Annotated in this window: 20 protein-coding genes; 2 read left to right on the top strand and 18 right to left on the bottom strand. The window is 64.4% G+C overall.

Features of this window, described 5'->3' with window-relative positions:
- Window positions 1-136: 136 nt before the first annotated feature.
- Window positions 137-1,540 carry a class II fumarate hydratase gene (fumC, locus tag CF70_RS27015; RefSeq protein WP_035872214.1) on the bottom strand — a complete coding sequence of 468 codons (1,404 nt, stop codon included), beginning with the start codon at window positions 1,538-1,540 and terminating at the stop codon, window positions 137-139.
- Window positions 1,541-1,894: 354 nt separating this feature from the next.
- Complete coding sequence (locus tag CF70_RS27010; RefSeq protein WP_051649080.1) at window positions 1,895-3,052, bottom strand: patatin-like phospholipase family protein; 1,158 nt, start codon at window positions 3,050-3,052, stop codon at window positions 1,895-1,897.
- Window positions 3,053-3,415: 363 nt separating this feature from the next.
- Here CF70_RS27010 and CF70_RS27005 point away from each other — a divergent pair, with 363 nt between their 5' ends.
- Entirely contained in the window at window positions 3,416-4,090 is a 675-nt protein-coding gene (locus tag CF70_RS27005) for an FABP family protein (protein ID WP_051649079.1), read from the top strand.
- Between the two features lie 96 nt (window positions 4,091-4,186).
- Here the strand turns inward: CF70_RS27005 and CF70_RS27000 are convergent, their stop codons facing one another.
- The 10 genes from CF70_RS27000 to CF70_RS26955 all read right to left on the bottom strand — a co-directional run bounded on the left by CF70_RS27000 (window position 4,187) and on the right by CF70_RS26955 (window position 14,786).
- Window positions 4,187-5,821 carry a sensor domain-containing diguanylate cyclase gene (locus tag CF70_RS27000; RefSeq protein ID WP_051649077.1) on the bottom strand — a complete coding sequence of 545 codons (1,635 nt, stop codon included), beginning with the start codon at window positions 5,819-5,821 and terminating at the stop codon, window positions 4,187-4,189.
- A 187-nt stretch (window positions 5,822-6,008) separates the two neighbouring features.
- The gene (gene scpA, locus CF70_RS26995; protein ID WP_051649075.1) at window positions 6,009-8,114 is read right to left on the bottom strand and encodes a methylmalonyl-CoA mutase; all 2,106 of its coding nucleotides are present in this window, start codon (window positions 8,112-8,114) and stop codon (window positions 6,009-6,011) included.
- The gene (locus CF70_RS26990; RefSeq protein WP_035872208.1) at window positions 8,111-8,950 is read right to left on the bottom strand and encodes a Pnap_2097 family protein; all 840 of its coding nucleotides are present in this window, start codon (window positions 8,948-8,950) and stop codon (window positions 8,111-8,113) included. The genes scpA and CF70_RS26990 overlap by 4 nt, the downstream gene beginning before the upstream one ends.
- Before the next feature lies 1 nt (window position 8,951).
- On the bottom strand, window positions 8,952-10,232 hold the full coding sequence (locus CF70_RS26985; protein ID WP_035872205.1) for an MSMEG_0569 family flavin-dependent oxidoreductase: 1,281 nt from the start codon (window positions 10,230-10,232) through the stop codon (window positions 8,952-8,954).
- A gap of 52 nt (window positions 10,233-10,284) precedes the next feature.
- Entirely contained in the window at window positions 10,285-10,572 is a 288-nt protein-coding gene (locus CF70_RS26980; RefSeq protein ID WP_035872201.1) for an MSMEG_0570 family nitrogen starvation response protein, read from the bottom strand.
- A gap of 9 nt (window positions 10,573-10,581) precedes the next feature.
- Window positions 10,582-11,592: a sll0787 family AIR synthase-like protein gene (locus CF70_RS26975; protein WP_035872199.1), complete on the bottom strand. Its 1,011-nt coding sequence runs from the start codon at window positions 11,590-11,592 to the stop codon at window positions 10,582-10,584.
- Window positions 11,589-12,152: an MSMEG_0567/Sll0786 family nitrogen starvation N-acetyltransferase gene (locus CF70_RS26970; protein ID WP_051649074.1), complete on the bottom strand. Its 564-nt coding sequence runs from the start codon at window positions 12,150-12,152 to the stop codon at window positions 11,589-11,591. Before CF70_RS26970 ends, CF70_RS26975 begins: the two co-directional genes overlap by 4 nt.
- A complete protein-coding gene (locus CF70_RS26965) occupies window positions 12,149-13,282 on the bottom strand; it encodes an MSMEG_0568 family radical SAM protein (protein WP_035872197.1) in 1,134 nt (377 codons plus the stop codon). The genes CF70_RS26970 and CF70_RS26965 overlap by 4 nt, the downstream gene beginning before the upstream one ends.
- Window positions 13,233-14,249, bottom strand: coding sequence for a Nit6803 family nitrilase (locus CF70_RS26960; protein ID WP_035872195.1), 1,017 nt, complete (start codon window positions 14,247-14,249; stop codon window positions 13,233-13,235). Before CF70_RS26960 ends, CF70_RS26965 begins: the two co-directional genes overlap by 50 nt.
- Window positions 14,250-14,303: 54 nt before the next feature.
- On the bottom strand, window positions 14,304-14,786 hold the full coding sequence (locus tag CF70_RS26955) for an MSMEG_0572/Sll0783 family nitrogen starvation response protein (RefSeq protein WP_035811662.1): 483 nt from the start codon (window positions 14,784-14,786) through the stop codon (window positions 14,304-14,306).
- A gap of 422 nt (window positions 14,787-15,208) precedes the next feature.
- On the opposite strand from CF70_RS26955, the gene CF70_RS26950 reads away from it, so the two are divergent.
- A complete protein-coding gene (locus CF70_RS26950; protein ID WP_035872255.1) occupies window positions 15,209-16,600 on the top strand; it encodes a PLP-dependent aminotransferase family protein in 1,392 nt (463 codons plus the stop codon).
- A 101-nt stretch (window positions 16,601-16,701) separates the two neighbouring features.
- Here CF70_RS26950 and CF70_RS26945 read toward each other — a convergent pair whose 3' ends face one another.
- The 6 genes from CF70_RS26945 to CF70_RS26920 form a co-directional block, all read right to left on the bottom strand.
- Window positions 16,702-17,535 (bottom strand): AraC family transcriptional regulator, encoded by an 834-nt coding sequence (locus CF70_RS26945; protein WP_035872189.1) that lies wholly within the window; start codon window positions 17,533-17,535, stop codon window positions 16,702-16,704.
- A gap of 254 nt (window positions 17,536-17,789) precedes the next feature.
- Window positions 17,790-18,362, bottom strand: a complete 573-nt coding sequence (locus tag CF70_RS26940) for a nitrogen fixation protein NifQ (RefSeq protein ID WP_035872187.1) — start codon at window positions 18,360-18,362, stop codon at window positions 17,790-17,792.
- 193 nt (window positions 18,363-18,555) lie between these two features.
- Window positions 18,556-19,479, bottom strand: a complete 924-nt coding sequence (locus CF70_RS26935; protein ID WP_235185228.1) for an EAL domain-containing protein — start codon at window positions 19,477-19,479, stop codon at window positions 18,556-18,558.
- 501 nt (window positions 19,480-19,980) lie between these two features.
- Complete coding sequence (locus CF70_RS26930; protein ID WP_035872185.1) at window positions 19,981-21,093, bottom strand: hypothetical protein; 1,113 nt, start codon at window positions 21,091-21,093, stop codon at window positions 19,981-19,983.
- A gap of 181 nt (window positions 21,094-21,274) precedes the next feature.
- Window positions 21,275-22,984: a hypothetical protein gene (locus CF70_RS26925; protein WP_035872183.1), complete on the bottom strand. Its 1,710-nt coding sequence runs from the start codon at window positions 22,982-22,984 to the stop codon at window positions 21,275-21,277.
- A 385-nt stretch (window positions 22,985-23,369) separates the two neighbouring features.
- Window positions 23,370-23,939 carry an XpsR family transcriptional regulator gene (locus tag CF70_RS26920; RefSeq protein ID WP_414629480.1) on the bottom strand — a complete coding sequence of 190 codons (570 nt, stop codon included), beginning with the start codon at window positions 23,937-23,939 and terminating at the stop codon, window positions 23,370-23,372.
- Between the last annotated feature and the right edge of the window lie 1,086 nt (window positions 23,940-25,025).

Raw genomic sequence — 25,025 nt, 5'->3', positions numbered from 1 at the left:
CAGTGCTGTCGTCGGCTCGTAAAGAAAAGTGACAACCCCGTGTGCGAAAACGGCCAACCCCGCACAGCCGCGCCAGCAGCTAGAAGCAGTAAAACCCCACCTCCCACCGAGCCAGCCTACCCCCCAAAAATCCCCCTCAATCCTTATTAGGATGCGTCATCTCAATCGGCACAATCCACCGCGCATATTCCTCCTCGGTGAGATACCCCAACGCCAGCGCCGCCCCCTTCAATGTCAATCCTTCCTTATGCGCCTTCTTGGCAATCGCCGCCGCCTTGTCATACCCGATATGGCGATTCAACGCCGTCACCAGCATCAGGTTCTTGTCGAGGTTCTCCGCGATCTTCGGCAGGTTCGGCTCGATGCCAAGCGCGCAGTGATCGTTGAACGCGAGGCAGGAGTCCGCGATCAGCTCGATGCTTTCCAGCACGTTATGGACCATCACCGGCTTGTACACGTTGAGCTGGAAATTGCCCTGGCTGCCGGCAAAAGCCACCGTCGCATCGTTGCCGAACACCTGCGCGCACACCATGGTCATCGCTTCGCACTGGGTCGGATTGACCTTGCCCGGCATGATCGACGAGCCCGGCTCGTTTTCCGGGATGTTGAGTTCACCAATGCCGCAGCGCGGGCCGGAGGCCAGCCAGCGTACGTCGTTCGCCATCTTCATCAGGCCGCCGGAGAGCGTGCGCAGCGCGGCGGAGGTTTGCACCAGCGCATCGTGCGCGGAGAGGGCGAAGAACTTGTTCGGCGCGTCGACAAACGGATGGCCGGTGAGCGTGGCAATGTGGGCCGCGGCGCGCGCACCGAATTGCGGATGCGCGTTCAGCCCGGTGCCGACCGCCGTGCCGCCGATGGCCAGTTCCAGCAGGCCCGGCTGCGCTGTCTTGACGGCGTTCAGGCCGAAATCGATCTGCGCGACCCAGGCGCTGATTTCCTGCCCGAGCGTAATCGGCGTGGCGTCCTGCAAATGCGTGCGGCCCGTCTTGACGATGTCCTGGTAGGCCTGCGCCTTGGCGGCCAGCGTATCGCGCAGGGCGCTCACCGCCGGGAACAGCTTGGTGTGGATCTGCTCGACCACAGCGATGTGCATGGCGGTCGGGAACGTGTCGTTGGAGCTCTGGCCGCGGTTCACGTGGTCGTTCGAATGCACCGGCTTCTTGCTGCCGAGTTCGCCGCCGGCAAGCTCGATGGCCCGGTTGGAGATCACCTCGTTGGCGTTCATGTTCGATTGCGTGCCGGACCCCGTCTGGAACACCACCAGCGGGAAATGATCGTCCAGCTTGCCGGCGATGACCTCGTCGGCCGCCTGCACGATCAGGCGGGCCAGGTCGTCAGGCAACTCGCCCAGTTCCGCGTTCGCCTCGGCCGCCGCGCGCTTGAGGATGCCCAGCGCGCGAATGACCGGCCGCTGCCAGCGGAAGCGGCTGACGCCGATCGGGAAATTGATGGTGGAGCGCTGCGTCTGCGCGCCCCAGTAGCGATCCGCGGGTACGTCGATGGCGCCCATCGAGTCGGTTTCGGAACGGAATGCGGGCATGGGGATCACTCTCCAAACAAGACTACGTCAATGATGGCCCCGGCGCGGTGCCTGCGGCAGGCACCTTGCATCGGGTCGCGATAAACGCCAGCGCTGTCCTGCCGGGGGATCGTCCGCTCTTGGGTGTCCATGGCGAACTCCGGCCCGGCGTGCGGTGGCTGAAATACGGGAGGCCATAAGCCGGTAAGCCGGTAAGCCGTAATGGTCTCCCCTTTTGTGGAGGCGGCCCCGGCGCATACGTTGCCGCACCCGCCGCGAGCCAGGCTGAACGATATCCCAGCCGCCGGCCGCGGGCAATGAATCCCGACTAACCGGAGGGGTTCGTGCCGGGGGCCGCCCGGCAGGCCGGCGCGCTCATGCCGGCGCCAGCGCGGTATCGTGCACGGCAATCCCCTCGATGGCATCCATGACCCCGCGCCAGGGCGCCAGTCCGATTGCCCGCGTGGCATCTGCATGGCCCACGCTCCAGCGCGCTTCGATACCGCTCGCGGTGAAATCGATGTCCTTGGTAAGATCCTGGCCCCCGAACGGCGGCGCGTTCAGTTCCACCACGTGCATGGTGGTATGGCAGCCCCAGCCCAGCAACTCCTTGACCGCGGCCGATTGCCGCTCGGGCTCCGGAATGTACTGGGCCAGCTCGCGAATCACATGGCGCAGCCGGTGCAACTGCCTCTGCCGCGCCAGCTGGGTCTCCGCCCGGCTCGCATACTGGATGTCCCTTTGCCGGCCCATGGCGTCCCACAGCGTCTGCGGTTCCGGCCCTCGCACCGGCCATAGCTGCACGGTAAAGATCACCGAACTGCGGCGCGGATAATCGTCGAGCACGGCTTCAAGCGGCGTGTTCGAGCAGATACCGCCGTCCCAATAGGCCTCGCCTTCGATACGCACGGCCGGGAACCCTGGCGGGAATGCCGCCGATGCCATCAGGTGCTCAAGGCTCAGGGCGATGTCGCGGTTGGTGAAGTAATGCATCTGCCCGCTGCACACATTGACCGTGCCCACGGTCAGCCGCGTGTGCTTCTGGTTCAGGTAAGGAAAATCCACCAGCGAAAGGAGCGTCTCGCGCAACGGGCCGGTCGAATAGAATCCGGCCCGCTCGACGCCAAGCTGTGCATGCAGGCCGAACCACGCGCCGGGATTGGGCACGAAGAAGTTGGGGATGCCCTGCATGACCGTGGCGAGGTCCGCGAACCTGTTGTCGGCTCCGGGCAGGAGACTGGCCATCTCGAACGGACCGCGCCGGGCAACCTGCTCCCAGAATTGCCGCAGCCGGGAAAGCCGGTCCGCGGCCTTGTTGCCGGCGATGATCGAGCCATTGATCGCCCCGATCGACGTGCCAATGACCCAGTCCGGCTCGATGCCCGCCTCGTGCAGCGCCTGGTAGACGCCGCCCTGGTAGGCACCAAGCGCTCCACCGCCTTGCAGCACAAGCACTACCTGTCCCGGCAATGCCGGGCCGGATGGCTCCGGGATGCCTTGCCCGCCTTCATCGGCCCGCGCCTTGGTATCCATGGCTTTCCCCTTTTGACAGGCCACTTCGCTATGGCATCGGACAGGGTACTGGCGATCTCGCGCGGCCCGTTGCCGTGCCTGGCTGACTATGAATCCTAGCACTTTGCCTCGATCTTTCCAGAGGCAACTTCCGGGGCCGCCCGGGTGTTCAGGGGCGCTCCCCGGCCAGGTTCGCCTGCCCGGCGACATGCGCGTGATTGGACCGGTACAATCGGCACACCCGCCGAGCGCAGCGGGAATCCCAGGGAACCATCGGATGGCTCTGGCCACCGCCAGAAAAAGTGCACTTCAAGTCCCCGCGTCTTTCGCTGCAGCGGCAGCTGCGCGGTGGCATTTTCTTGAGTACCGCGTCAGGGAATAGCAATGGAAGAGTCGAAACAGGCAGACCAGGTTGAACAGGTTGCACAGTCCGCACAACTGCATGACATCTACACGGAACCCTCCGATCTGGATGTCGACACGCTAAGCAATCTCGGGCCGCTGACAGGCATGGCCGGTATCTGGCAAGGGACGCGTGGGCTGGACGTCAAGCCCAAGGTGGATGGACCGCGAAAGCAGGCGTTCGTCGAGCGAATCGAGCTTCAGCCGGTCGACCCCCAGACCAACGGACCACAACTGTTCTATGGCTTGCGCTATCACACGCATATCACCAAGCCGGATCAGGTGAAGACGTATCACGAGCAAGTGGGTTACTGGCTTTGGGAGCCGGCTACCGGGAACATCATCCACACGCTGACGATTCCGCGCGGCCAGACCGTCATGGCCATGGGCAAGGCATCCGCCGACGCGAAGACGTTCGAACTGGTTGCAACGAAGGGATCCAGCACCGCCGGCATCAGCTCCAATCCCTTTCTCGAACTCGCGTTCGACACGGTCGAGTTCCGCATCAAAGTCACCATCAACGAGAACGGAACGTGGTCCTACGACGAGGACACGGTTCTCATGATCCGCGGCAAGACGGAACCGTTCCACCACACCGACCGCAATACGCTGACCAAGATCGGGGAACCGACGCCAAATCCGTTGGCCCGCAAATAGTTACTAACCCTTTAAAAAAATATTGTCAGACTGCAGTGCATTGGTGTCGCGCACATCCCTGCTCAAGGGCGAGCTTTCGCACTTTTGTGTGTTTCGTCAGTCCTTGGGTGGGAGCACCGCCGCGCTGGACGTCTTTGACTGTACTGCAGCACCTGACGATGAGTCAGGACTGTATGCGACTACTCGATTTCGCCCCTGCTCTTTTGCCGCATATAGCGCTGTATCAGCTAGTTTCAAAGCCTGCCCCATGTCAGGGCTGGATTCTGGCCAACTCGCAATGCCAAGGGATATAGTGACATAGCCTACACCTGACGTTTCGCATTGCGCAGTTTGCAGGCGAAGACGCTCGGCGACTTCGCCTGCATTGGCAATTTCCGTGTCAGGCAGCAGCATGAGAAATTCTTCTCCGCCGCTGCGGCAAAGTATGTCAGCACTACGCGAGCATTTTTTCATCATGCTTGCTATGTTCATTATTACCCGATCGCCGGCGTCATGTCCGTAGGTATCGTTTACCTTTTTAAATCGATCGATATCTAATGCAATGATTGAAAATGATCTATTTTTTTCTTTCCACCGATCCAGCGTTGTTTCCAGGCCGCGGCGATTGTAGAGGCCCGTCATCGGATCCGTAAGGCTGGCAAGATTCAGTTTCCCAATACGCTCCTGCACGAGGGTGAGCCCAGAAAGCATCGCACGCTTGAGTTGTGTCGCCTCGAAATACCACGATTGCACTTGAAGAATTTTCTCGGCCGCAATGTTGGAGTCGAAATGCTCGGCATTGCTGGCCAACTGCCAGAGTGGCTTGGAGATCAACCGAGCCAGCCACCAAATACCCAGAAGAGATAACGCAGCCAAAGGCACGGTATGGCGCAGAACATCCAGCATTAAACCGTCGAGCGGTGCAAGGGTCGCAGCCGTCGGGCGCTGCGCAATGACCGCCCAACCACTGCGAGGCAGTGGAGCGTAGCCAGCAAGCATATCGACGCCTTTGCTATTTAGAACACGCTCAGCACCAGATTTCCCCAGCATGACAGCAGAGATGGCTGAGTTTTCCTGAACAATAGTACCAACCCTGCTGGGATCTGTGTGGTAGAGGAGTCGTCCGTTACGATCTACAACATATAGATAAGAGCCATCACGATAATAGTGCTCACCTAGCAAGGTATGCAGTATGCTTCTTTCCTTGAGGTATATCGAGCCGCTGACGTAGCCCAGATATTTTCCGTCACCAGAAAGAATCGGTTGCGAGATATTGACTACCAGATTACCAGCCGTCGAAATGTAGACCTGACTAATGGTCGGTTTCTTGGAGTTCAGGGCTTCTCTTGCACCCGGGCTGTTCAGGTACTCGCCTTGCAGTTGCAGCGTTGTTGGCGAGGTCGTTAGTACTCTCCCTTGAGCATTCACGATCACGACGGAATTGAAGCTATCCGTTTGTTGCTGTAGCCGCCGCGCTTCACTCAGCAATTGCTGCTCATTCCCCAGATTTTCCGACAATACAGATGCACTGAATGCAAGTTGTTGCTGGGCCGCTTTGAGGAAGTTGTCCGTACTCTCGGACAATTTGGCCGCATAGACGCGATTCGCCTCCAGCGTGTTCGAAATCAACTGCTCGCGCTGGACGCGGTAGCTGGCATGAAAAGTATTTACCAGGGCGATCAAGGAACTGATGACGGCCAGTGAAATAATCAACCGTCGAAGGTCAATGCGAAACAGTCTACGGAAGGACATTTGGGGGGCGGGTGTTTCTTATACTTGTCAATGCACGAACCAGGTAGTTTCCTCCAGTTCGAATTTTTGGGGCCGCGTAAGCACTCCTGCGCACCCGTTTCAAATTGTAACCTCTGGAGGTCACCCGCGCCTGCTTCCGGCACTCGTTCGAGCCGGCATGGCCATGGGCAAGGCATCCGCCCCGGCGTCATGGCTGCGGCACCGCGTGCATGACCTGGCCGAGCAGTTCCCGCGCGATGCCGGCAACGATGGCTTCCATCGCCTCCCCCGGCCCGAACACGGCACGCACGCCAATGTCCCGCAGTTGCCTGACGTGGCCGGCGGGGATCACGCCGCCGGCAAAGACCGGGGTGCGCAGCCCGCGCTGGCGCAGCGCGTCGACCAGGCGGGGCAGCAGGTCCAGGTGGGCGCCGGCGAGCGTGGAGATGCCCAATGCGTCGAAGCCGCCCTGCGCGGCCACCGCGGCGGCTTCGTCCGGCGCCTGGAACAGCGGGCCCAGCGTGACGGCAAAACCGGCGTCGGCGAGCGCCGCCGCCACCGCCTTCGCGCCACGGTCGTGGCCGTCCTGTCCCAGCTTGGCAAGCAGCATCCTTGGCGGGCGCCCCAGGCACGCGTGCAGTTTGCGGACCTGCGCGCAGGCGGCTTCCCAGGCCGGCGCCGCGTCGCGCGCGGCGGCGTAGGCCCCAGCCGCGTAGGCCGGGACCATCGTGTACCGCGGCCACGCCTGCTCCAGCGCGCGCGTGCACTCGCCGACGGTCGCTCGGCAGCGGACGGCGTCCATGGTCAGGGCCAGCAGGTTGCCCTGCCCGCTGCGCGCCGCCTTCGTCAGCGCGTGCAGCGCCTGTGCCACGGCCTCGCCGTCACGCCCGGCCCTCAGCGCCGCCAGCCGCTCGCGCTGATGCGCCCGCACCTGCCGCCCGTCAATCTCCAGGCAGGCCGGCGCCTCCCCGGCCGCCGCCTGGTAGCGGTTGACGCCAACGATGACGCGCTTGCCGCCATCGATATCCGCCTGCGTCCGCAGGGCGGCGCGATGGATCAGCTCATGCACCCAGCCGGACCCGATGACTGCCAGCACGCCGCCACGCGCGGCAATCTCCGCCATCAGCGCGCGCACCTGAGCGGCAACCTGCGCGGTCAGCGACTCCATCATGTAGGAACCAGCCCAGGGATCGGCGACATCGCACAGGCCCATCTCGTGCTGCAGGATCAGTTGCGTGTCCCGCGCCAGCCGGGCTGAATCGGCGCTGGGCAGCGCCAGCGCTTCATCGTACGCATTGGTGTGCAGCGACTGCGTGCCGCCGAACACCGCCGCCATCGCCTCCACGGTGGTGCGAACGATATTGTTCTCGGGCTGCTTCGCCGTCAGCGACCATCCCGAGGTCTGGCAGTGCGTGCGCAGCGTGGTGGCCCGGTCCGTGGCGCCGCCGAGGCCACGGACGATTTCGCACCACAGCAGGCGCGCGGCGCGCAGCTTGGCGATCTCGGTGAAGAAGTCCTTGCCCACGCCGAAGAAGAAACTCAGCCGCCCGCAGAAATCGTCCACGTCCAGGCCGCGCGCGCGGATCTGCCTGACGTACTCCTCACCGTTGGCCAGCGTCAGCGCCAGTTCCAGCACCGGGTCCGCCCCGGCCTCCTGGAAGTGGTAGCCGGAGATCGACATGCCGTTGAACCTGGGCACATGCCGCGCCAGGTAGGCCACCACGTCCGCGCAGATCCGCATCGACGGCCCGGGCGCGAAGATCCAGGTGTTGCGGACCATGTACTCCTTGAGGATGTCGTTCTGGATGGTTCCGCTCAGTTGCCCGAGGGGGATGCCTGCCTCTTCCGCCGTCACCAGGAAAGCCGCCAGCACCGGCAGCACGGCCCCGCTCATCGTCATCGACACCGAGACACGGTCCAGCGCGATGCCGTCGAACAGGCGCTTCATGTCCTCCACGGAATCGATCGCCACGCCGGCCATGCCGACGTCCGCCTGTGCCAGCGCATGGTCCGAGTCGTAGCCGCGATGGGTAGGCAGGTCGAAGGCGACCGACAAACCCTGCGCGCCCTGCTCCAGCGCCTTGCGAAACGCCAGGTTGGAGGCGGTGGCATCGGCAAAGCCCGCGTACTGCCGGATGGTCCACGGCTTGCCCGCGTACATGGAGCGATGGGGCCCGCGCACGAACGGCGCCTCACCCGGCAGGCTGCCGAGGTGCGCCAGCCCCTCCAGGTCGGCGGCGGTATAGACGGGCTTGCAGACGGGCTTGCGCGGCACCGCGCGCGCCGTGTCCGGCGGCTCTGCGCCACTGCTCATCGCATTCTCCATCGCTTGCGCGTCACCACGTCGGCAATCTTCTCGCCATCGCTGCCGCGCCGGATCTCGCACCAGTGCGCAAGACCGTCCGGCCGGATATCCACGGCGGAGAACGACAACTCCAGCACTTCGCCAAGGTTGACGTTGCCGTGGAAGAACAGGTCTCGCGCCGCTACCGTCGGCGGCTCCTCGAAACGCTGCCATTGCCACTCGGCACGATCGACAATGGCCTGGAAGTTGGCGAAGTAAAGCAGGTCCGCGCCGTTGAAGTCGCTGTAGGGGCAAGGCAGGTACCCGGCAGTGTGGCTGCCGCGGTGCCGGGCCTGCTCCAGCCCAAGATGTCCGCCCCAGTCTCCCGCGCGAAATTGCTTGGCCAGCGCGGCCATTTCCACCGCCGCTGCCGGCGGCGGCCCATCCACAGGCATGTTGAACGCGGCCCTGACCACCGAGCGGTTGTCCCGCTCGCGCTGGCGCCGGATAAAGGTGGATACCATCGATACCTGCGCGCGCCTGGCGCCAGAGCCATCGCCTTCCTGCATCAGTTCGTGCGAGCTGAAATGCCGTGCGCCGGCCACCCGCATCAACCGCGTGTTCACGGAGAATGCCGCGTTCTCGCCAAGCGCTTCGAGCGATGCCTCCCGCAACCGGATCGCGGTGAAGGCTGCGTAAGCCTTGTTGCCTTCCGCGTCCCGGAACTCCGGCAGCGCCTGGCCGGACAGGTTCGCCAGCCCCTGCCAGTGCAGGTCGCCGCACGCCTTGAGCAGCCAGTTCTCCGACAGGCCGGTATAGGACAGGTTCGGCATGCCAGCGACATGGCTTGTGTGCGCGTCGAACATGTCAGGCCGCCAGTGCTTGCACGCCGAGCTTTTCGCTGACGATCGCCGCCAGGTACTCGGCATCCCGGGCGATGCCGGAGAAGCGGCCGGAGCCCCAGGTATGCAGCCACGGCAGGCCAAGGAAATACAGGCCATCCTGCGCCGTCACGCCGCGCACGTGGCCCGGATAGCCGCGTCCGTTGAAGACAGGCGCCTCCAGCCAGCTGAAATCCGGGCGGAAGCCGATGCACCAGACGACGGCGCCGATGCCGGCCTCGGCCAGGTCAAGTGCCCAGCGTTCCTCGCCCGGCGTCCATACCGGCACATACGCGCTGGCGGCCGGCGCGGCAATGCCGTGCTTGTCGATGAACTTGTCGATGCTGGCGTTGATGCGGTTGTAGGTGTCGTCCGCATCGTCAAGGTTGGCTTTCAGGTTCGGCGTGAAGCGCAGCTTGCCGTCGTGGAAGTCTTCCAGCGCGCCGAACAGTTCCATGCCTTCGGTGGCGAACTTGCGCAGGTCGATATCGCGCCCGCCATCGCGGCCGGTCACGTAGTGATTGGTGTTGTCGCGCACGCCTTCGCGCAGCGGATGCTCCTGCACCGGCATGTCGTAGTACTGCATGTCGGCCAGCCAGTCCACCACGTCGCGGCCACGGTAGAAGCGCGCGCAGCGCGGGGCCTCGCCGACAGCCAGGAACACCTTGCGGCCCGCCAGGTGCAGGTCCTCCGCGATCTGCGCGCCGGACTGGCCGGAGCCCACCACCAGCACGCCGCCTTCCGGCAAGACCTGCGGGCTGCGGTACTCCGAGGACTGGAGCTGCCGGATGCCGGCGGGCAGGCGCTCCGCCATACGCGGCACGATCGGCGTGTGATAGCCGCCCGAGGCCACCACCACCTGCCCGGCGGTGAAGTCACCCTGCGAAGTGGAGACAAGGTAGCCACCCTGCTCCAGCGGCTTCACGCGGCGGACCTCGGTATGCTCCAGCACCGGTGCGTTCACCATGCCGATAAAGCCATCGAGATAGGCGGTGATCTCGTCCTTCTTCATGAAGCCGTGCGGGTCATCGCCCTGGTAGGGATAGCCCGGCAAGGCACACTGCCAGTTCGGCGTGACCAGGCAAAAGGCATCCCAGCGCTGGCTGCGCCAGGTGTGGGTGACGGTGTGCTTCTCGATCACGAGATGGTCGATGCCGGCCTGCTTGAGGTAGTAGCTCATGGACAGGCCGGCCTGGCCGCCGCCGACCACGATGACGCTGTAGTGTTTGGGGGAAGTGGCCAGGGATTCGCTGCGGGTGTTAGACATGATGCGTCCTTCGTTGATTGCTGTGAGATGCGTTAAGGCTTTCGGATGCGGGCTAGCGGCCGAAGCCAAGCACGCGCACCGTGGCGTCCGGCTGCGCGCCGAAACGCGCTGCAGTGTTCTCGATCTGTTCAAGCTGATCCATCGCGGACGAGCAGGCATAGCCATACTTCGCCCTGACGCGCTCCGAAGCGCTCGTCAGCGCCTGCCTGGCAAGCCGCATGAATTCCTCCAGCGCGTAGTCCTGCCCTGCGACAAGGAATTCGCTGACCACCGACGACGGGGAATAACACGTGACCTCGCTCTGATCGGGCCAACGTACCCGGAAATGTGTCACTGGCATGGCCTCTCCTCAGGCATCGATGGGGGTGGCGTCCCGCGCCGGGCAACCGGCCCGCGGGACGATAAATGCATCGCGCGCGAAGTCCCACAACAGCGCGGTTTCGTCAGCGCCGCTGACCGAGACCTGCCGCGAATCGTCGATGACGCCGATCTCCGCGCAGGCAATGTCCCGCGCCCGGAATCGCTCGCTCACGCGCTCCGCGTCCTGCTCGCGCACGGCCAGCAGGAAGCCATAGCTCGGGAACGCCGTCAGCCAGCGCGGCAGCGGCACGTCCGCCGGCGCCGGAATGCGGTGCAGGTCGATCCGGGCGCCAACGCCGGAGCACTCCAGCAGCATCAGCGCCGTGCCCAGCGTGCCGGCCATGCTGATGTCTTTCGCCGCGGCGCACAGGCCGTCCTCGGCCAGCGCGGGCAGCAGTTCCAAATCCGCCCTCAGCCGCCCGGCCGGCGCCCCGGTGGAGGCATTCCAGTAGGGATACGGCTCGGCAAAGGCGCCGCGCAGGTCGACCGCCATCAGCAGCCGGTCGCCTGGACGCGCCGCGAAGCTGGAGAGCAGGCTGCGCGCCCGGCCGACGATGGCCACCGCAAGCTGGCCGTGATCGCTGCGGGCGTTGCTGTGGCCACCCACGATGGGCACGCCATACGCGGCCGAAGCCGCCGCCATGCCCTTGAGCACTTCGGCGGCTTCGGCCACGCCCGCGCTCCAGATGGCGTCCACCACCGCCAGCGGGCGGCCGCCCATCGCATAGATATCGCTGACGTTGACCATCACCGCGCTGTAGCCCGCGAGCCACGGCCTGGCATGGATGAAGTCGCTGACCATGCCCTCGATGGCGAACAGCAGGTAGCCGTCATGGTCCGCAATGGCGGCGCAGTCGTCACCCACGGCAACGGCCTGGCCGAGATCGCGCACCCCGCCCGGCAGCGCGCTGCCGAGCGACGCCAGCACCCCGGCGATATCGGTCTTGTGCCCGAAGCCGCGGCTGGCGCGCAGGCTTTCCACGATCTGCGCGACGTTCATGTCCCGCTCCTTCCCATTGCCTGCATGCCGACGCGCGGCGTCAGGCAAGCCGGGTAGTAGTCCAGGTCGGCCTGCATCAGGTGGTGCGGGCGGCCAAGCAACGTTTCCTCCGCCAGCACGTTCCAATGCAGACGGCGGAACAGCGGCACGTTCTGGCTCTGCACATGCGCGAGAAACTTCGTGCAGCCAAGCCCGTGCGCGCTGCTCACCGCCAGCCTGATCAGCGTGGCGCCGATCTTGCCGTGGCTGCGATACGCCGCGTGCACGGCAAGGCGGGAACCAAACCAGACACCAGGCTCATCCTCGTGAATACGCACGGTGCCGACCACCATCCCCGGCGCATCCCCCTCGCACTTCACGCCTTTCACGCACTTCACCGCCACCAGCAGTTGCGCACGCGCGTCGGTCTCGTCGCGGTCGTCGCCGGCAAAGATGCCCTGCTCGTGGCAGAACACCGCCCGGCGCAGCGCCATGGCCTGCTCCGCCTCCCACTGCGCCCCGGCCCAGCGGATGCGGAACGTGGCCGCGGCAGGCACCTCCACGCACAGGTCGTCGCTCATGCCGCCACCTCTTCATAGGAAGACAGCGAGGAACACGCGCCGCACTTGCCGCAGCCCGCCTTGATATCCGCCGAGCGCATGCCCGCCGCGCCGATCATGGCGCCGAGCGGCTTCAGGATGGACTTCATGAATTCAGGCGGCGGCGCCGGATGGTCTTCCAGCGGCGTGCCCGTGATCGGCACGAAGGGCACCACGAAGGGATAGACGCCAAGCTCGACCAGTTCCCGCGAGATCGACAGGATGGTCTGCGCGCTGTCGCCAAGCCCCGCGAGGATATATGTGCTCACCTGCCCCCGGCCGAACACGGCCACCGCGGCCTTGAACGCCTCCATATAGCGGCTGACGGGCACCGCGGCCTTGCCGGGCATGATGCGTTCGCGCAGGGCCGGCGTCACCACTTCCAGGTGCATGCCTAGCGTATCGATGCCGGACGCCCTCATGCGGTCGAACCAGCGGTCGTCGTCCGGCGGCTCGCATTGCGCCTGGATGGGCAGGTCGACGGCCGCCTTGATCGCAAACGCGCTTTCACAAAGAATGGCGGCGCCCCGGTCCGGCGTGGGCGGCGTGCCGGTGGTCAGCACCATATGCCTGACGCCATCCAGCAGCACCGCGGCGCGCGCCACTTCGGCCAGTTGTTCCGGTGTCTTGCGCGCGATGGTGCGCCCCGCCGCGAGCGATTGCCCGATCGCGCAGAACTTGCAGGTCTTGCGGCGGCTCTCGTAGCGGATGCAGGTCTGCAGCACCGTGGTGGCCAGTACATCCGCGCTGTGCAGCGTGGCGATATGGGAGTAAGGCACGCCATCCAGCGTCTGCAGGCCGTAGAAGCGCGGCGCCTTCGGAAAGCTGATATTGGCAATCGGAATCGTGCCGCGCATCAGCGCGCTGGTGCCCTTGCCATCGGGCGACGACGCCACGAAGGGCGAGTGCCACGCGGTATTGGTATGCACCGGCACCATGATGGTCACGCCGTCGATGGTCACGGCCTTGTGGTCCGACGGCCCCGCGCCGCCGCGCCGGCTGGCGGCACCGGCCGCCGGGTCCAGCAGGCGCAGCCCTACCGATTGCAGCTCGGTCCGAAGTTCAGTTACCGACAGCCGGTTCGAGGCCGGCGTCATCTCGCTGGAGTTCATGTTGGGTGCTCCCGTGGAAGTTGGAGAAGGCGGCGGCCATGGGCGAGGCAGTCGCCGCCGGCCGGTCGTTGATCGCGAGGCTGAGCAGTTCCGGCCGGGCGTAGTGCCCCACCGAATCCATCATTCGCTTGCGCTTGGTGATAAGCGACATATCCAGGTCGGCGATCACCATGCCCTCGCCCTCGCGCAGCGGCGGCGCCAGGTGCTGGCCCTCCGGGGACACGATGGCGGTGTTGCAGCCCCCGCGCAGCGCCTTTTGCAGGCCGGGGTCGGTGGTCACGGAGGCGATCTGCTCGTCGGTCAGCCAGCCGGTGGCATTCACCACGAAGCAGCCGGATTCCAGCGCGTGATGGCGGATGGTGACTTCGATCTGCTCGGCAAAAATGGGACCCACCAGCGAGCCGGGGAACTGGCTGCAGTGGATTTCCTCGTGCTGGGTCATCAGCGCGTAGCGGGCCAGCGGGTTGTAGTGCTCCCAGCAGGCCAGCGCGCCCACGCGGCCGATCGCGGTATCGGCCACTTTCAGGCCGGCAGCGTCGCCCTGGCCCCAGATCATCCGTTCATGGAAGGTCGGCGTGATCTTGCGGCGCTTGAGCACCAGGCGGCCATCGGTATCGAAGATGAGCTGCGTGTTGTAAAGACTGCCGTGGTCGCGCTCGTTGACGCCGAGCACCACCACCATGCCGTGCCGGCGCGCGCGCTCGGACACGGCATGGGTGACGGGGCCGGGCACCACCACCGCCTGCTCGTACAGGCGCATATGGTCGCTGCCGGATTGCACGGGCGGCCGCACGAAGGAAAAGTACGGGTAGTACGGCAGGAAGGTTTCCGGAAAGACGATCAGCTGCACGCCTTCCCGCGCGGCGCGGTCGATGGCCTCGCAGACTTTGCCGAGGGTGCCTTCGCCGTGCTCGAGGTCCGGGGAAATCTGGACCGCGGCCGCGCGCACAATGCGTTTCTGTGACATGGTGGTGCCCGCCTTTTCTAGCTATATCTGTTTCTATCTGTCTCTATCCGTCTCTCAAACCGTCCAGGTATCCAGGATCAGCGCGTTCTCTTTGCGGTGGATGAGCTTCAGGTCCAGCACGTCGAGCGGGCTGATCGGGCGGATGCCTTCGATCAGCGACGCTTCGCCGTGGCCATAGAGCGCTTGCAGCGCGAAGCGGCAGGCGTAGACCTTGCCGCCCTCTTCCATGAACTTGGTGATCTGCTTGTTGAAGTTGAGATGGCCGGCAAAGGCCTCGTCGCCCAGCGTGGGAAAGCCGCGTTGCAGGCCAAGCGTGACGCCCGGGCCGTACAGCAGGATGGAAGTCTCGAAGCCCTTGCGTTGCAGGCGCGTGGCCTGCAGCAGGTTGACGAAGCCGATCGAGCCCTCGAAGGCGACGGTGTGGAAGGTGACCAGCGCCTTCTCGCCCGGCTCCGCCTTCACGTCCTCGAAGACCTTCTCTTCGTAGTCGACCAGGAAATCGCCTTTCTTGTGGGCCGGTTTGTTGACTGCGGGCATGCTGTGCTCCATAGGGTGTGGGTGGGTCTGTCGATCGTTCGCGCATTTCGTTCGCGTATTCAGTCGATCGATCGGCCGGGGGGCCGACACCACTCCATGAGCACGGGCTATGCCATCTACCCTGCCGATCCATGCGATCAATTAGCGATCAAGCAGGGAATCGCTCATTGATCGCATGGATGATTTTCCGGATCGCGGAACCGGGGGGCGATCGGCTGTGCATTGGCGGATACAGGCCAATATGGGGCATGCACTCAGGCGGAACGCGCCAGTGCCGCGCGGCCGCCCGGAAGCGGTGCAATCCTGCAATCGCGCACCATCATTGCGCACTAAAAAATGCGATCACTTCAGGCATATCAAGCGATCAATGTGATAGCCTGATGCCTCGGTACCTTGTCCGCATGAATCGCCTGGAGCCCACCTTGTCCGGTCTTGCCAGCCACTGGCTGAAACGCCTCGCCGAGAGCGCCAAACCCGCCTACCTGATGATCCCCGACCTGATCGAGGAAGACCTGGCGAGCGGCCGCCTGCAGGCCCGCGACCGGCTGCCGGCGCTGCGCGACCTGGCCGAGGCGCTGCGGCTCAACTACACCACCGTGGCGCGCGCCTACGCGGAAGCGCGCAAGCGCGGGCTGATCGATGCCAAGGCCGGCAGCGGCACGTTTGTGCGGGGGCGCGCCCCGGCGTTGCCGCTGCGCGCGGGCACCGGTGCCGAGATGACCATGAACATGCCGCCCGAGCCGCCGGTGCTGACGGCGCGGCTGCGCGAGTCGGCCGGGCGCCTGATGGGTGCCACCGATCCATACAGCCTGCTGCGCTACCAGGATTTCGGCGGCACGCCGGCCGACCGCGCCGTGGCCACGGAATGGCTCAAGCGCTATGTGCCGGCCTGCCGCGCGGATACCGTGCTGATCTGCCCGGGCATCCACAGCGCCCTGGTGGCGCTGGTATCGCTGCTGGCCCGTCCCGGGCAGACGATCTGCCTGGATACGCTGGCCTACCCCGGCATCAAGGCCATCGCCACGCAACTCGGCGTGCAGTTGCAGGCCCTGCCCAGCGACGAGGAAGGGCCGCTTGGCCCGGCGTTCGAAACCCTGTGCAAGACGCAGAAGCCCAGCGCGCTGTACTGCAACCCGACGCTGCAGAACCCCAGCACCCGAACCATGCCGCAAGGACGGCGCGAGATCCTGGCGGATATCGCCCTGCGCTACAGCGTGCCGATCATCGAGGACGACGCCTACGGCATGCTGCCGCAGCGCACGCCCGACGCCATGGCCACGCTCGCGCCCGAACTCACCTACTACGTCACCGGCCTGTCGAAGTGCTTTGGCGCGGGATTGCGCATTGCCTTTATCAACGGCCCCACCGCGCGCCAGACCCAGCGCCTGGCCGGCACCCTGCGCGCCACCACCGTCATGGCGAGCCCGTTCAACACCTTGCTGGCCACGTCATGGATCAAGGATGGCACGGCCGAAGACATGCTCAAGGCCATTCGCGCCGAGAGCGTGGCCCGGCAACTGGTGGCCCGTGAGGTCTTCGCCGGGCGGCCCTATGATGCCGACCCCGAAGGTTTCCATCTCTGGCTGCCGGTACCGCAGGACGGCGGCTGGCGTCCGTCAGAGCTGGCGCTGCACCTGCGCTCGCGCGGCATTGGCGCGGTATCGAGCGCGGCCTTCTCTACCGATGGAAACCCGCCGGACGCGATCCGCCTCTGCCTGGGCGGACCGGTCGACCGCGATGAGATGGAAGAGTCGCTGCAGATCGTGGCGGATACGCTGGACGATCCGCATCACCTGCATTCGGCGATGCTGTAGCGCGGGGGAAGGTGTCCCACAGGCGCGGATGCGGGCTAGCCTGTGGGTTCGGCGTCGGCGGGCATCCCGCCATGTCGAGTCCTTGTGGAGCCGGCGCCGGCTTACTTCACCGGCATGCAGATCCGGGTCTGCAACTGCGCGGGCGGCGTGGTGCGAGGATCGTTCACGTATTGCTCGAACATGGGAAAGTCCGCCGGCACCGCCCCGCTGCCCGGCAGCCACTCCGAGAACATCCAGTTATAGGCCTTGTTCATCTCGTTGTAGGGGCCCGTGTAAGTCAGTATCGCGCAACGGCACGCCGGGATTTCGAAGCGCACCAGTTCCTCTCCCAGGTCCGCATCCGGTGCAACCGACACGCCGGCCAGGGAGCGCAATTGGTCAACCGGCACCTGCTCGGGATCGTCGAAGTACACACCGAAACCGGCGGTTTCCTGGCCGGCAACGCCGCGGCTGGCCGCCAGCATGAAGGCGCGGGTGAACACCGGGCCGATTTCCTGATAGCTGCCGTGATGGGGCAGCGCGGCCAGAATGGTGCCAGGGAAGGTTTCGATCGTGATGGGATACATGGATAGCTCCTGAGGGTCGAAGGGACGGGAGCGGGCAGCGCGATACCGTCCCGGCGGCATGCCGAAGTTCGCGCCAAATGCCCGGATGAACGCCGCGTCCGACTCATATCCGGCACGCAGCGCCACATCACGCAATGAAGCTTCCGTACCCGCCAGCGCAACGGCCGCACGGTGCATGCGGATGCGTTGCACCGTGGCGTTCACCGTTTCTCCCATCATCGCGCGATAGACGCGATGGAAGTGATACGGGGACAGGCAGGCCAGGTCCGCCAGCCGGTACAGGTCCGGGTCGGCGTCGGGATGGCTTGCCAGCCAGCGCAGGACGGGGTCCAGGCGCTGGGCGTACTGGTTTCGGGTTTCGGGCTTCATGTGGTCTCCATGGCGCGCAATGTACCGGAGGGAGCCTTGCAGATTTTGCGGTTTTTTGAGTGCATCCGGCTTTCGTGTGGGTCGATTCGTCGCCGGGCTGGTTGCAGCACTGCCGTAGCTCCCCTGTCCCCGGTTGCTCTCCCATTTCATGGGAGAGGGGAGCAAACCAGCATTTTGCTTGCGGCCACCCGCACCCGCATGTAGTACCCGCATGTAGTACCAGCATGAAAGCACCGCCGTGGGCGCGTGCCTGCCTAATGCCAGCCGATCACCGTCTCGGCGCCGTGGCAGGCGGCGTAATTGTCGCAGCCGGCGCAAGCCGGTTCAGGACAGGGATGCAGGTCCAGCCGCAGACATAGCTCGTGGTAGAAGAATTTCTTCCACTTCATGTCCGTGGTGTTGGCTGCATGGAGCGAGGGAAAGTAGTCCTGCAGCAAGCGCGAAACGTCTTGCCTGCCGGCCAGGCCCATGTCGTGCCAGAGATGGGACCCGCCAAAGCAGCCGCTGGCCAGCGCATGGGCGGCCCAGCGCGTTTCCGTGCGTGCCGGATCGCCCGAGGAGACCAGCATCTCCACCAGGTCGGCAAACTCGCAAGGCAGCGCGGCGGCATCGACAGGCGCCGACTCGGGCGCCCACCCCGCCGCCCTGGCGCCGGGGAAGCAATGATCGAGCATTTGCCAGAACTCGGGTTCAGCCAGGCCGAGCCACTGCGCGAACCGGGGCAGCCTGCCGGCGTTGGCGCTTTCCAGCACGCCGGCCAGCGCGCGGCATGCCGGCTCGCCAGGGGTCAGCGAAAACGCATCAAGGATCAGCAACGACTGGTTCACGGCAATGCCTTGTGGAGTTGGACACGCCAGCCATGCTGGCTCTGGCGGTGGCCATGCAGTAGCCATGCGGTAGCCGGGCGGTGGCCGGCCATTGCCCAATTACCGAAATATAGCGATGTATATAACGGTAGTCAACGCAAGGCCATGCAAGGCTCTACGGGGCGCAGGGGCACCCCGTCGCCCGGCGGCACGCTCAAAGCACCAGCCTCTCGAAAGGCACCGGCGGCGAAATGGCATATCCCTGCAGCAAGTCCGCTCCGAGCGATCTTGCCAGCACCACATCGTCCGGACTCTCCACGCCTTCGGCCACGGTCTGCAGCTCCAGCGAGCGTGCCAGGTCCATCGACGAAGAGAACAGCCGCCTGGCGCGTTCGGCATGCCGCGCCCGGTGCAACAAGGTCTTGTCGACCTTGACCTGCGCGAAAGGCAGCAGGCCAAGGGCTTGCAGCGACGCGTAGCCGGAACCGAAATCGTCCTGCGAGATCACCATGCCGCGCGCCGAGAGCGCGTTGAGGTTCTCCAGCAGGCGAGCCTCGCCCTCGCGGGAGATCCGGGTCTGTTCGGTCAGTTCGAGCACCACCCGCGAAACATCCAGTCCATGCGAGATGCAGGCGTGCACAAAGCCCTGGACGAACCCCGCCGCGGCCGCTGTCCTCGGGTTGACGTTAAGGGCGAAGCGGCCCGCGTAGCGGGGAAAACGCGTCTGCACGCGCCCGCAAGCACCCAGGAAATGATCCAGCAGCAGGGTTTCCATGCCATGGCTGGTGATACTGCCGATAAACGTCTCCGGCGCATGATGCCGGCCTTTGTCGGACCAGCGCGCCAGCACTTCCAGCGCGACGATGCCGCCATGCTGCGCACTGATCTGCGGCTGGAACACCGGGTAGATATGCCCCAGCTCAATGGCGCCGATCAGGTCTGCCCTGGTGAGCACAAGCAATTCCTCGCTATCCAGGCTGCGATCCGTGGCGCCCCATGGCCGCGCCATCAACCGCCGCAGCCGCGCCATACGCGCGGCCGCGGCATGGCCCTCGCCCTCCGGCCCGGCGCTGGCCACGTCCGGATGCGAGGCCGCCTGGCGGGCAGACACCTTGCCCCTGATAAACGCGTAATGCAATCTAATCTCCTGGAAGGCCCTTTGACAGTCGGGCACGACTGCACACTCGTCACCTGGGAAACGCAAGCGAACACGCCGCATCGCGACAACGTCATACCGCCCGGCAACGCTATCGGCTCCGCCAACGGCGATTTTAATCTACAGCAAACCTGAAGGCCGTCCCTTATGCACAGCCGGCCCTATTCTTTCAGTGCCCGGCCGGCTATGGCAGACTCCGGTTCCCCTCCGAAGTAGGACCACCTACCAAGGCAGGGTACTTACCTAATACAACCCATAAGACAATTCATTCCAGCAAGACTGACCCCTTGCTGAACCACTCAAGGGGTGTAGGGGCGCCCTGCACCTACACCCTTCTTTTTCCGGGTCAGGCCGTATTCCTCCAGTCCCGTTGCCATTCACCTCATCGGCCGCGCATGGCGCGCACGCCGGTCATCCCGCACCTTCAATCCCGGCCGCGCCCCAAAACCCGAATTCCGAATTCCGAATTCCGCGAGCCTTGCCCTAAAAACCCGAGAAGCGGATGCCAATCGAGCCGTAGCCGTAATAGCGGTCCATCTTGCCTGCCGTGGCAGCATTGTAGAGAAACGGAATGGTGCCCACGAAGTTGTGCAGCGAGCCCTGCCCGCGCAGGAATACTTCGACGTTCTTCACCACCGCATACGACAACTCCAGCCCCAGCGTGTGATTCGACTTGATCGGGGAATTGCCGTACGCGCTGGCACGGCTATCGACGTTGCTGCGCAGCAGGTACTGGAACTGGTAGCCCAGCCTGGCAGTGAAATTCTCGTACTTCCAGCGCCACGAGCCGCCCAGGTTCAGGTAGCCGGCGGTGTAGTTGAAATCGTCATTGATATTGAGCCCGTATTGCCCGGCGTCGGTCGAGAAACTCGCGGACTGCAGGTTGACGTTGCCAACGCGGCAAGGCGCGGCCAGGCTGCCGGTGGCGACATTGTCGGAGTTGATGCCCACGTTGAAATTGCACCCACCCTGCTGCAACCGCGTATTGAGCCCGCCGATGGTCACACGGCTGACGCCCAGGCCGATAAACCCCGTCAGTTTGTTGCGCTCGGTCAGGTCACCGGAGAAGATCACATCCGCCTGGCCCTGGATGTCATTGGCATCGTTGACCGTGACGCTGTTGAACGTGGCATTCCTGACCTTCAGGGCGGAAGAACGGGTCAGGCTACCCGCGCGGTCGCCCCATAGCGAGAAGCGCACCAGCAGGCGGTCGCGCGCGCCGGGCTCGGCCAGCGGGTCGTAGTGCAAGGCCAGCATCCAGCTGTCGATCTGGTTGTTGTCCGGCCCGTAGTCGATGCCGCGGCGCCAGTACGTGGCGGAGCCCGACCATTTCGGCGAGAACTTGTAGCCCAGCATCAGCTTGCCGCCGCGGTAATTGCCGGCATTGTCCGGCGCGCCGCCATGGCTGTTGAAGATGTCCATGGCATTGTTGACCATGTCATAACTGGCCTCCGCGCGAAATGCGGTGAACTCGCCCGTGGTGGGTTCGGCCAGCAAGAACACATCGTCGGGTGCCGCATTGGCAACGCCAGCGCATGACAAGCCCAGCATCAATGCGCCGGCATTGCCGAGCCGGCGCGTGCGATACAACAGCATAGGGAGACTCCGAGGCCAGGGGCGGACCTCATCCACGGCGTTGGCCGGGTCGTGGTCCGGCAAACTACACACAAAAAAGAAGCCGGTCACCCGCCATCGCGCCTGCTGGCGCGCGTGACGAATGACCGGGCAGCCCTCCCCGTACTACAGGGAGTACAGGGAGGGCCTGACTGCCAACCAATCAGGGATTCAGCGTCACCGTGGTCTTGATGCCGTTGCCGCTGACCTTTGCCGAGGCAGTTTCCACCGTCTGCGCCGACGTCTTCTGCGCGCTGCCGTTGACCAGCGCGCCGACGCTGATTGCCTTGCCGCCCTGGCCCGACACCGCGAACGTCACGGGGAAGGTAGCGGTCGACTTCGGCGTGAGCGCGTCGACCTGCGTTGCGCTCAGTGCCCCCGCGGTCCTCAGCTTGGCAAGGAAGACGTTGAACGGCAGGTTCAACGAGCCGCCGTTGGCGTTGTCGAACAGATTATCGGCAGCACCGTTGCTCAGGTTCGCGCTGGCCGCAACCGTGCCGGCAATGCGGAACGAGTAGTTGGTGCCGGCAGGCACCTGGGCCGCCGTCAGCGTCGAACCGTTGAAGGTCAGCGCCACCTTCTCGATGATCACGTCGACCTGGTTGCCGTTGTACGTGTAGCTCAAGCCCGCACGCACTTCCGCAGCGCCACCGGCGAACGCGTTGCCGCTCTGCGAGACCGCCACCTTGATGGCATTCAGCGTGCCGCCCGTCACCGTCACCGTATCGCCGATCGGGAACAGCTGGCTGTTGATGTTCAGGCTAGCCAACTGGATAAAGTTGGTCGGCTTGACGCTATCTGCCACAGTATTGATGGCGCCCGAATCGACACTGCCACCGAGGTTGCCGGCAGCGGTCTGGATCGCACCCGCGTTGCCGGTTGCCACGGCACCGCCGAGCGCGCCCAGCTTGGTCGTCAGCGTCGAGTCGGCCAGCGCGGCCGGCGTCACCGCCGCCACCAGCGCATTGCTCGTCGTCGACTTGGCGCTGTCCACCACCGCGTTGACCGAACCGCCTTGCTGCAAGGCAGCCAGCGTGGCTGCCGGATCAGCGCCCAGCACGATGGTGCCAAGGGCCGCGCTCACGTTGGCGACCTGGCTGGTCACGACCGGGCCGGTCAGCGCGGCCACGTTTGCCGCCACTGCGGCGATATTGGACTGCACGCTGGCCGGGAAGCCTGCCTTGGCATTCTGCACGGCCGACGTGATGACCGTGGAGACCAGTGTGCCGCTGGTCAGGTCGGCGGTACCGGAGCCGGCATTCACCGCGCTGGCCACGGCGCTGGCGGCTGCCGCCGCGGCAGCTTCCGCCGTCAACGTGCCGCCCGTGCTCTTGGACAAGCCGGCGAGCGCCTTGCTGACCTGATCCACCAGTTGCTGTACCACCACAGCCGCCTTGAGAACGGCAGCGTCCTGCATCGGGTCCAGCGTGGCCAGGTCCTTGCCTTGCAGGCCAAGCTTGGTTGCGAGTGCCGCTGCCTGGGCGGAGCCCAGTTGCGCGACCAGGGTCGTCAGCGGCGTGACCACGGGCGTCACACCCGCCTTGTAGGCCACGGCCGGCGCCTGCAGCACGCCGGTGAAAGGCTGATTGGTGCCGATGTCGGTACCGCCCGTAACCTTGAGAGCGCTGGTTGTGCAACCATCCGGGAACGTGAAATCCCCGTTCGCCTTGGTTGTCACCGTCTTGTTGCTGCAATCAAGAAAAGTCACCGTGGCCTGCGCCAGGTAGAAGTCGACCGCCTTGCCTTGCACAGCGGCCGGCGTGGGCGTTGGCGTGGGCGCCGGTGAATCCGAGCCCCCGCCGCAGGCCACCAGCGTCGCTACCGCGGAAGCCGTAAGGCCGAGGGTAAAGATATTCCTGATATTGGTTTGCACTCTTCTCGCTCCTGAAATCACTACGTCATTACTTCAATACGTCGTCTATGGATCCCGAACCGCGCCAGGGCAGCGCACCGCCTGTGGTGCCCTTCGCCGCCCCGGCTCGTCGCCTCTCATGGATACCCTTGCTGGCTCTTGCAACTGCAATCGGCATGACTACTTCGCCATTACCTTTGCCAGCCCAACTAGATAAACAATCGCCACTACCGTGTCACCCCTACTTGGCGGGGGAAAGGGCGGACTTGCGTGTGGGAACGCAAGGCCGGCAACCCCGCGCGGCCGTTGACAACGCTGCCGCGCATGTCCCGGTGTTGTTTCGACGAGTACGACGAACGCGCCGGAATGCCCGGAATGTCCGTAATGCCCGATGAGGCCGATGCCGCTAATGGAGAATGGAAAAGTCCTCCCGTACAAGCCAGCGTGCGATATACCGGCCCATTGCCTCCAGCAGGACATCGGAAGTCAGTCCGGTCGCGCCCGCCAGTGCGGGACACACGATCCAGGTGGTACCGTCGTGATCCAGCACACGCAGCGTCTTCGCCAGGTCGGCGGGTTGCAGGACATAACTGCCAGTCCGCGCACTCTCCAGGCCGAACGCGTGCACGAAATCGCCGAAGTGCCGCTCGCCCAGGCACACCACCACTTTGGGCTTCCATTGCCGGCGAATGCCTTCGATAAAGCGGAAGCGATTGCCATCGCGACAAAGATCGACATAACGCTGCTTGGGCACAAGCGCCGGTTGCCCGCGAAATGCCTTTGACCACGGCGTCTGGCCAATCAGGTGCGCCGGCAGGGGGAACAGGCTGAGCTTGAATTCCGCGCCTTTCGGTGCATAGAGATGTTGATCGAAGTAAAGTTTCCAGTCGCATTCATCCTGGGAGCAGGAGAACGTCTGCGCCCGCGCCGCCGCCATGATCCTTGCGATCTTCTGATGCGACTGCCAGCGCTCCATGCTGTCCCGGTGCCGGTCGCGGTATGCGTGATCCCAGGCGCCCGGTTGCGTGCGCGGCTCCAGCGGCGCCACCAGCGATTCGGTCCAGGGATGCGGCGTACTGTCGCAAAACCAGACGGCCCCCGCCGGATTCCCCCCTTCCATTCCAACGTAAGACGCGAAATACGCATCCAGTTGCTCACGCGTGAATACTGCTTTTTGTTCTATTTCCATGCCCCTACCGCTTGGTGGAATTAAAGATGCCCACGCACCGAGGCAAACTTACCTGTACGACGTGACGGGCGTGAGACGCCTCGGATGCATCGGCAACTCTCTAATAGAACGATGGAGACAACCCACTCCACTGAAGGGGGAACGCAATGACCGCTGGCGCTTTCGCGCACCTTCCCCCTTCGTCTCGGATGCCGGCCGGCACAATGCCAACGCCAGGCTTCGACGGATTTGACCTGCCCACAACCAGTCCGGATCAGTGCATTGCTTTTGGATATGGCTTTCGGGAACACATATTGTGAAACCCGCGATGTTCCCGATGCCGTTCCAAGGAGCCTGATCTCGTTTGCGCGAAACACTTACTAGGCGGAGCGAGATTTTGCGCGAGATTTGACCTGTCCGCTCCCCCCTTTGGAGGGATTCTCGGTAGTCTTCTTTCCCTTCTTACGAAGGGTACCCATCGCGCGAGACGATGCGCTATCCGATGCCCTGCCGTCTTCATGACGGCTTTCCGTACCCGTGGCATGGAATGTGAATCGCCGATGACAAAATGCGGTCTGCAAGCAAATTCATGCGAGACCGCACGCCTCCGCGCCTTTTTAGAATACAAATCGCGCACCAGATTAGCTAAAACTCGTTTAAAGCCGGCAATCGGAATTGCGATATCTTTTCCAAATGGATCAGTGCGCGCCGGCAATCCGTAGTTCGCTTGCGCGCGGCCGTCGCAACGCAGGCCACCCCCATCCCTCGGTTTCCCTTCTCCCGCAGGGTACCGGTAGCTACCGCTGCACCGCACTATTCGCACCACTCGCAAGATGAAGGAAGCCTGCCGGGAAGCCAGCCAGCATCGGCTCGTCTCACATGGCATTCCCTTTT

The sequence above is a fragment of the Cupriavidus sp. SK-3 genome, from assembly GCF_000611145.1.
In the GTDB taxonomy this organism is placed as follows: domain Bacteria; phylum Pseudomonadota; class Gammaproteobacteria; order Burkholderiales; family Burkholderiaceae; genus Cupriavidus.
Note: the sequence above shows the minus strand (reverse complement) of the source record. Positions and strands in the feature narration are given on the sequence as shown.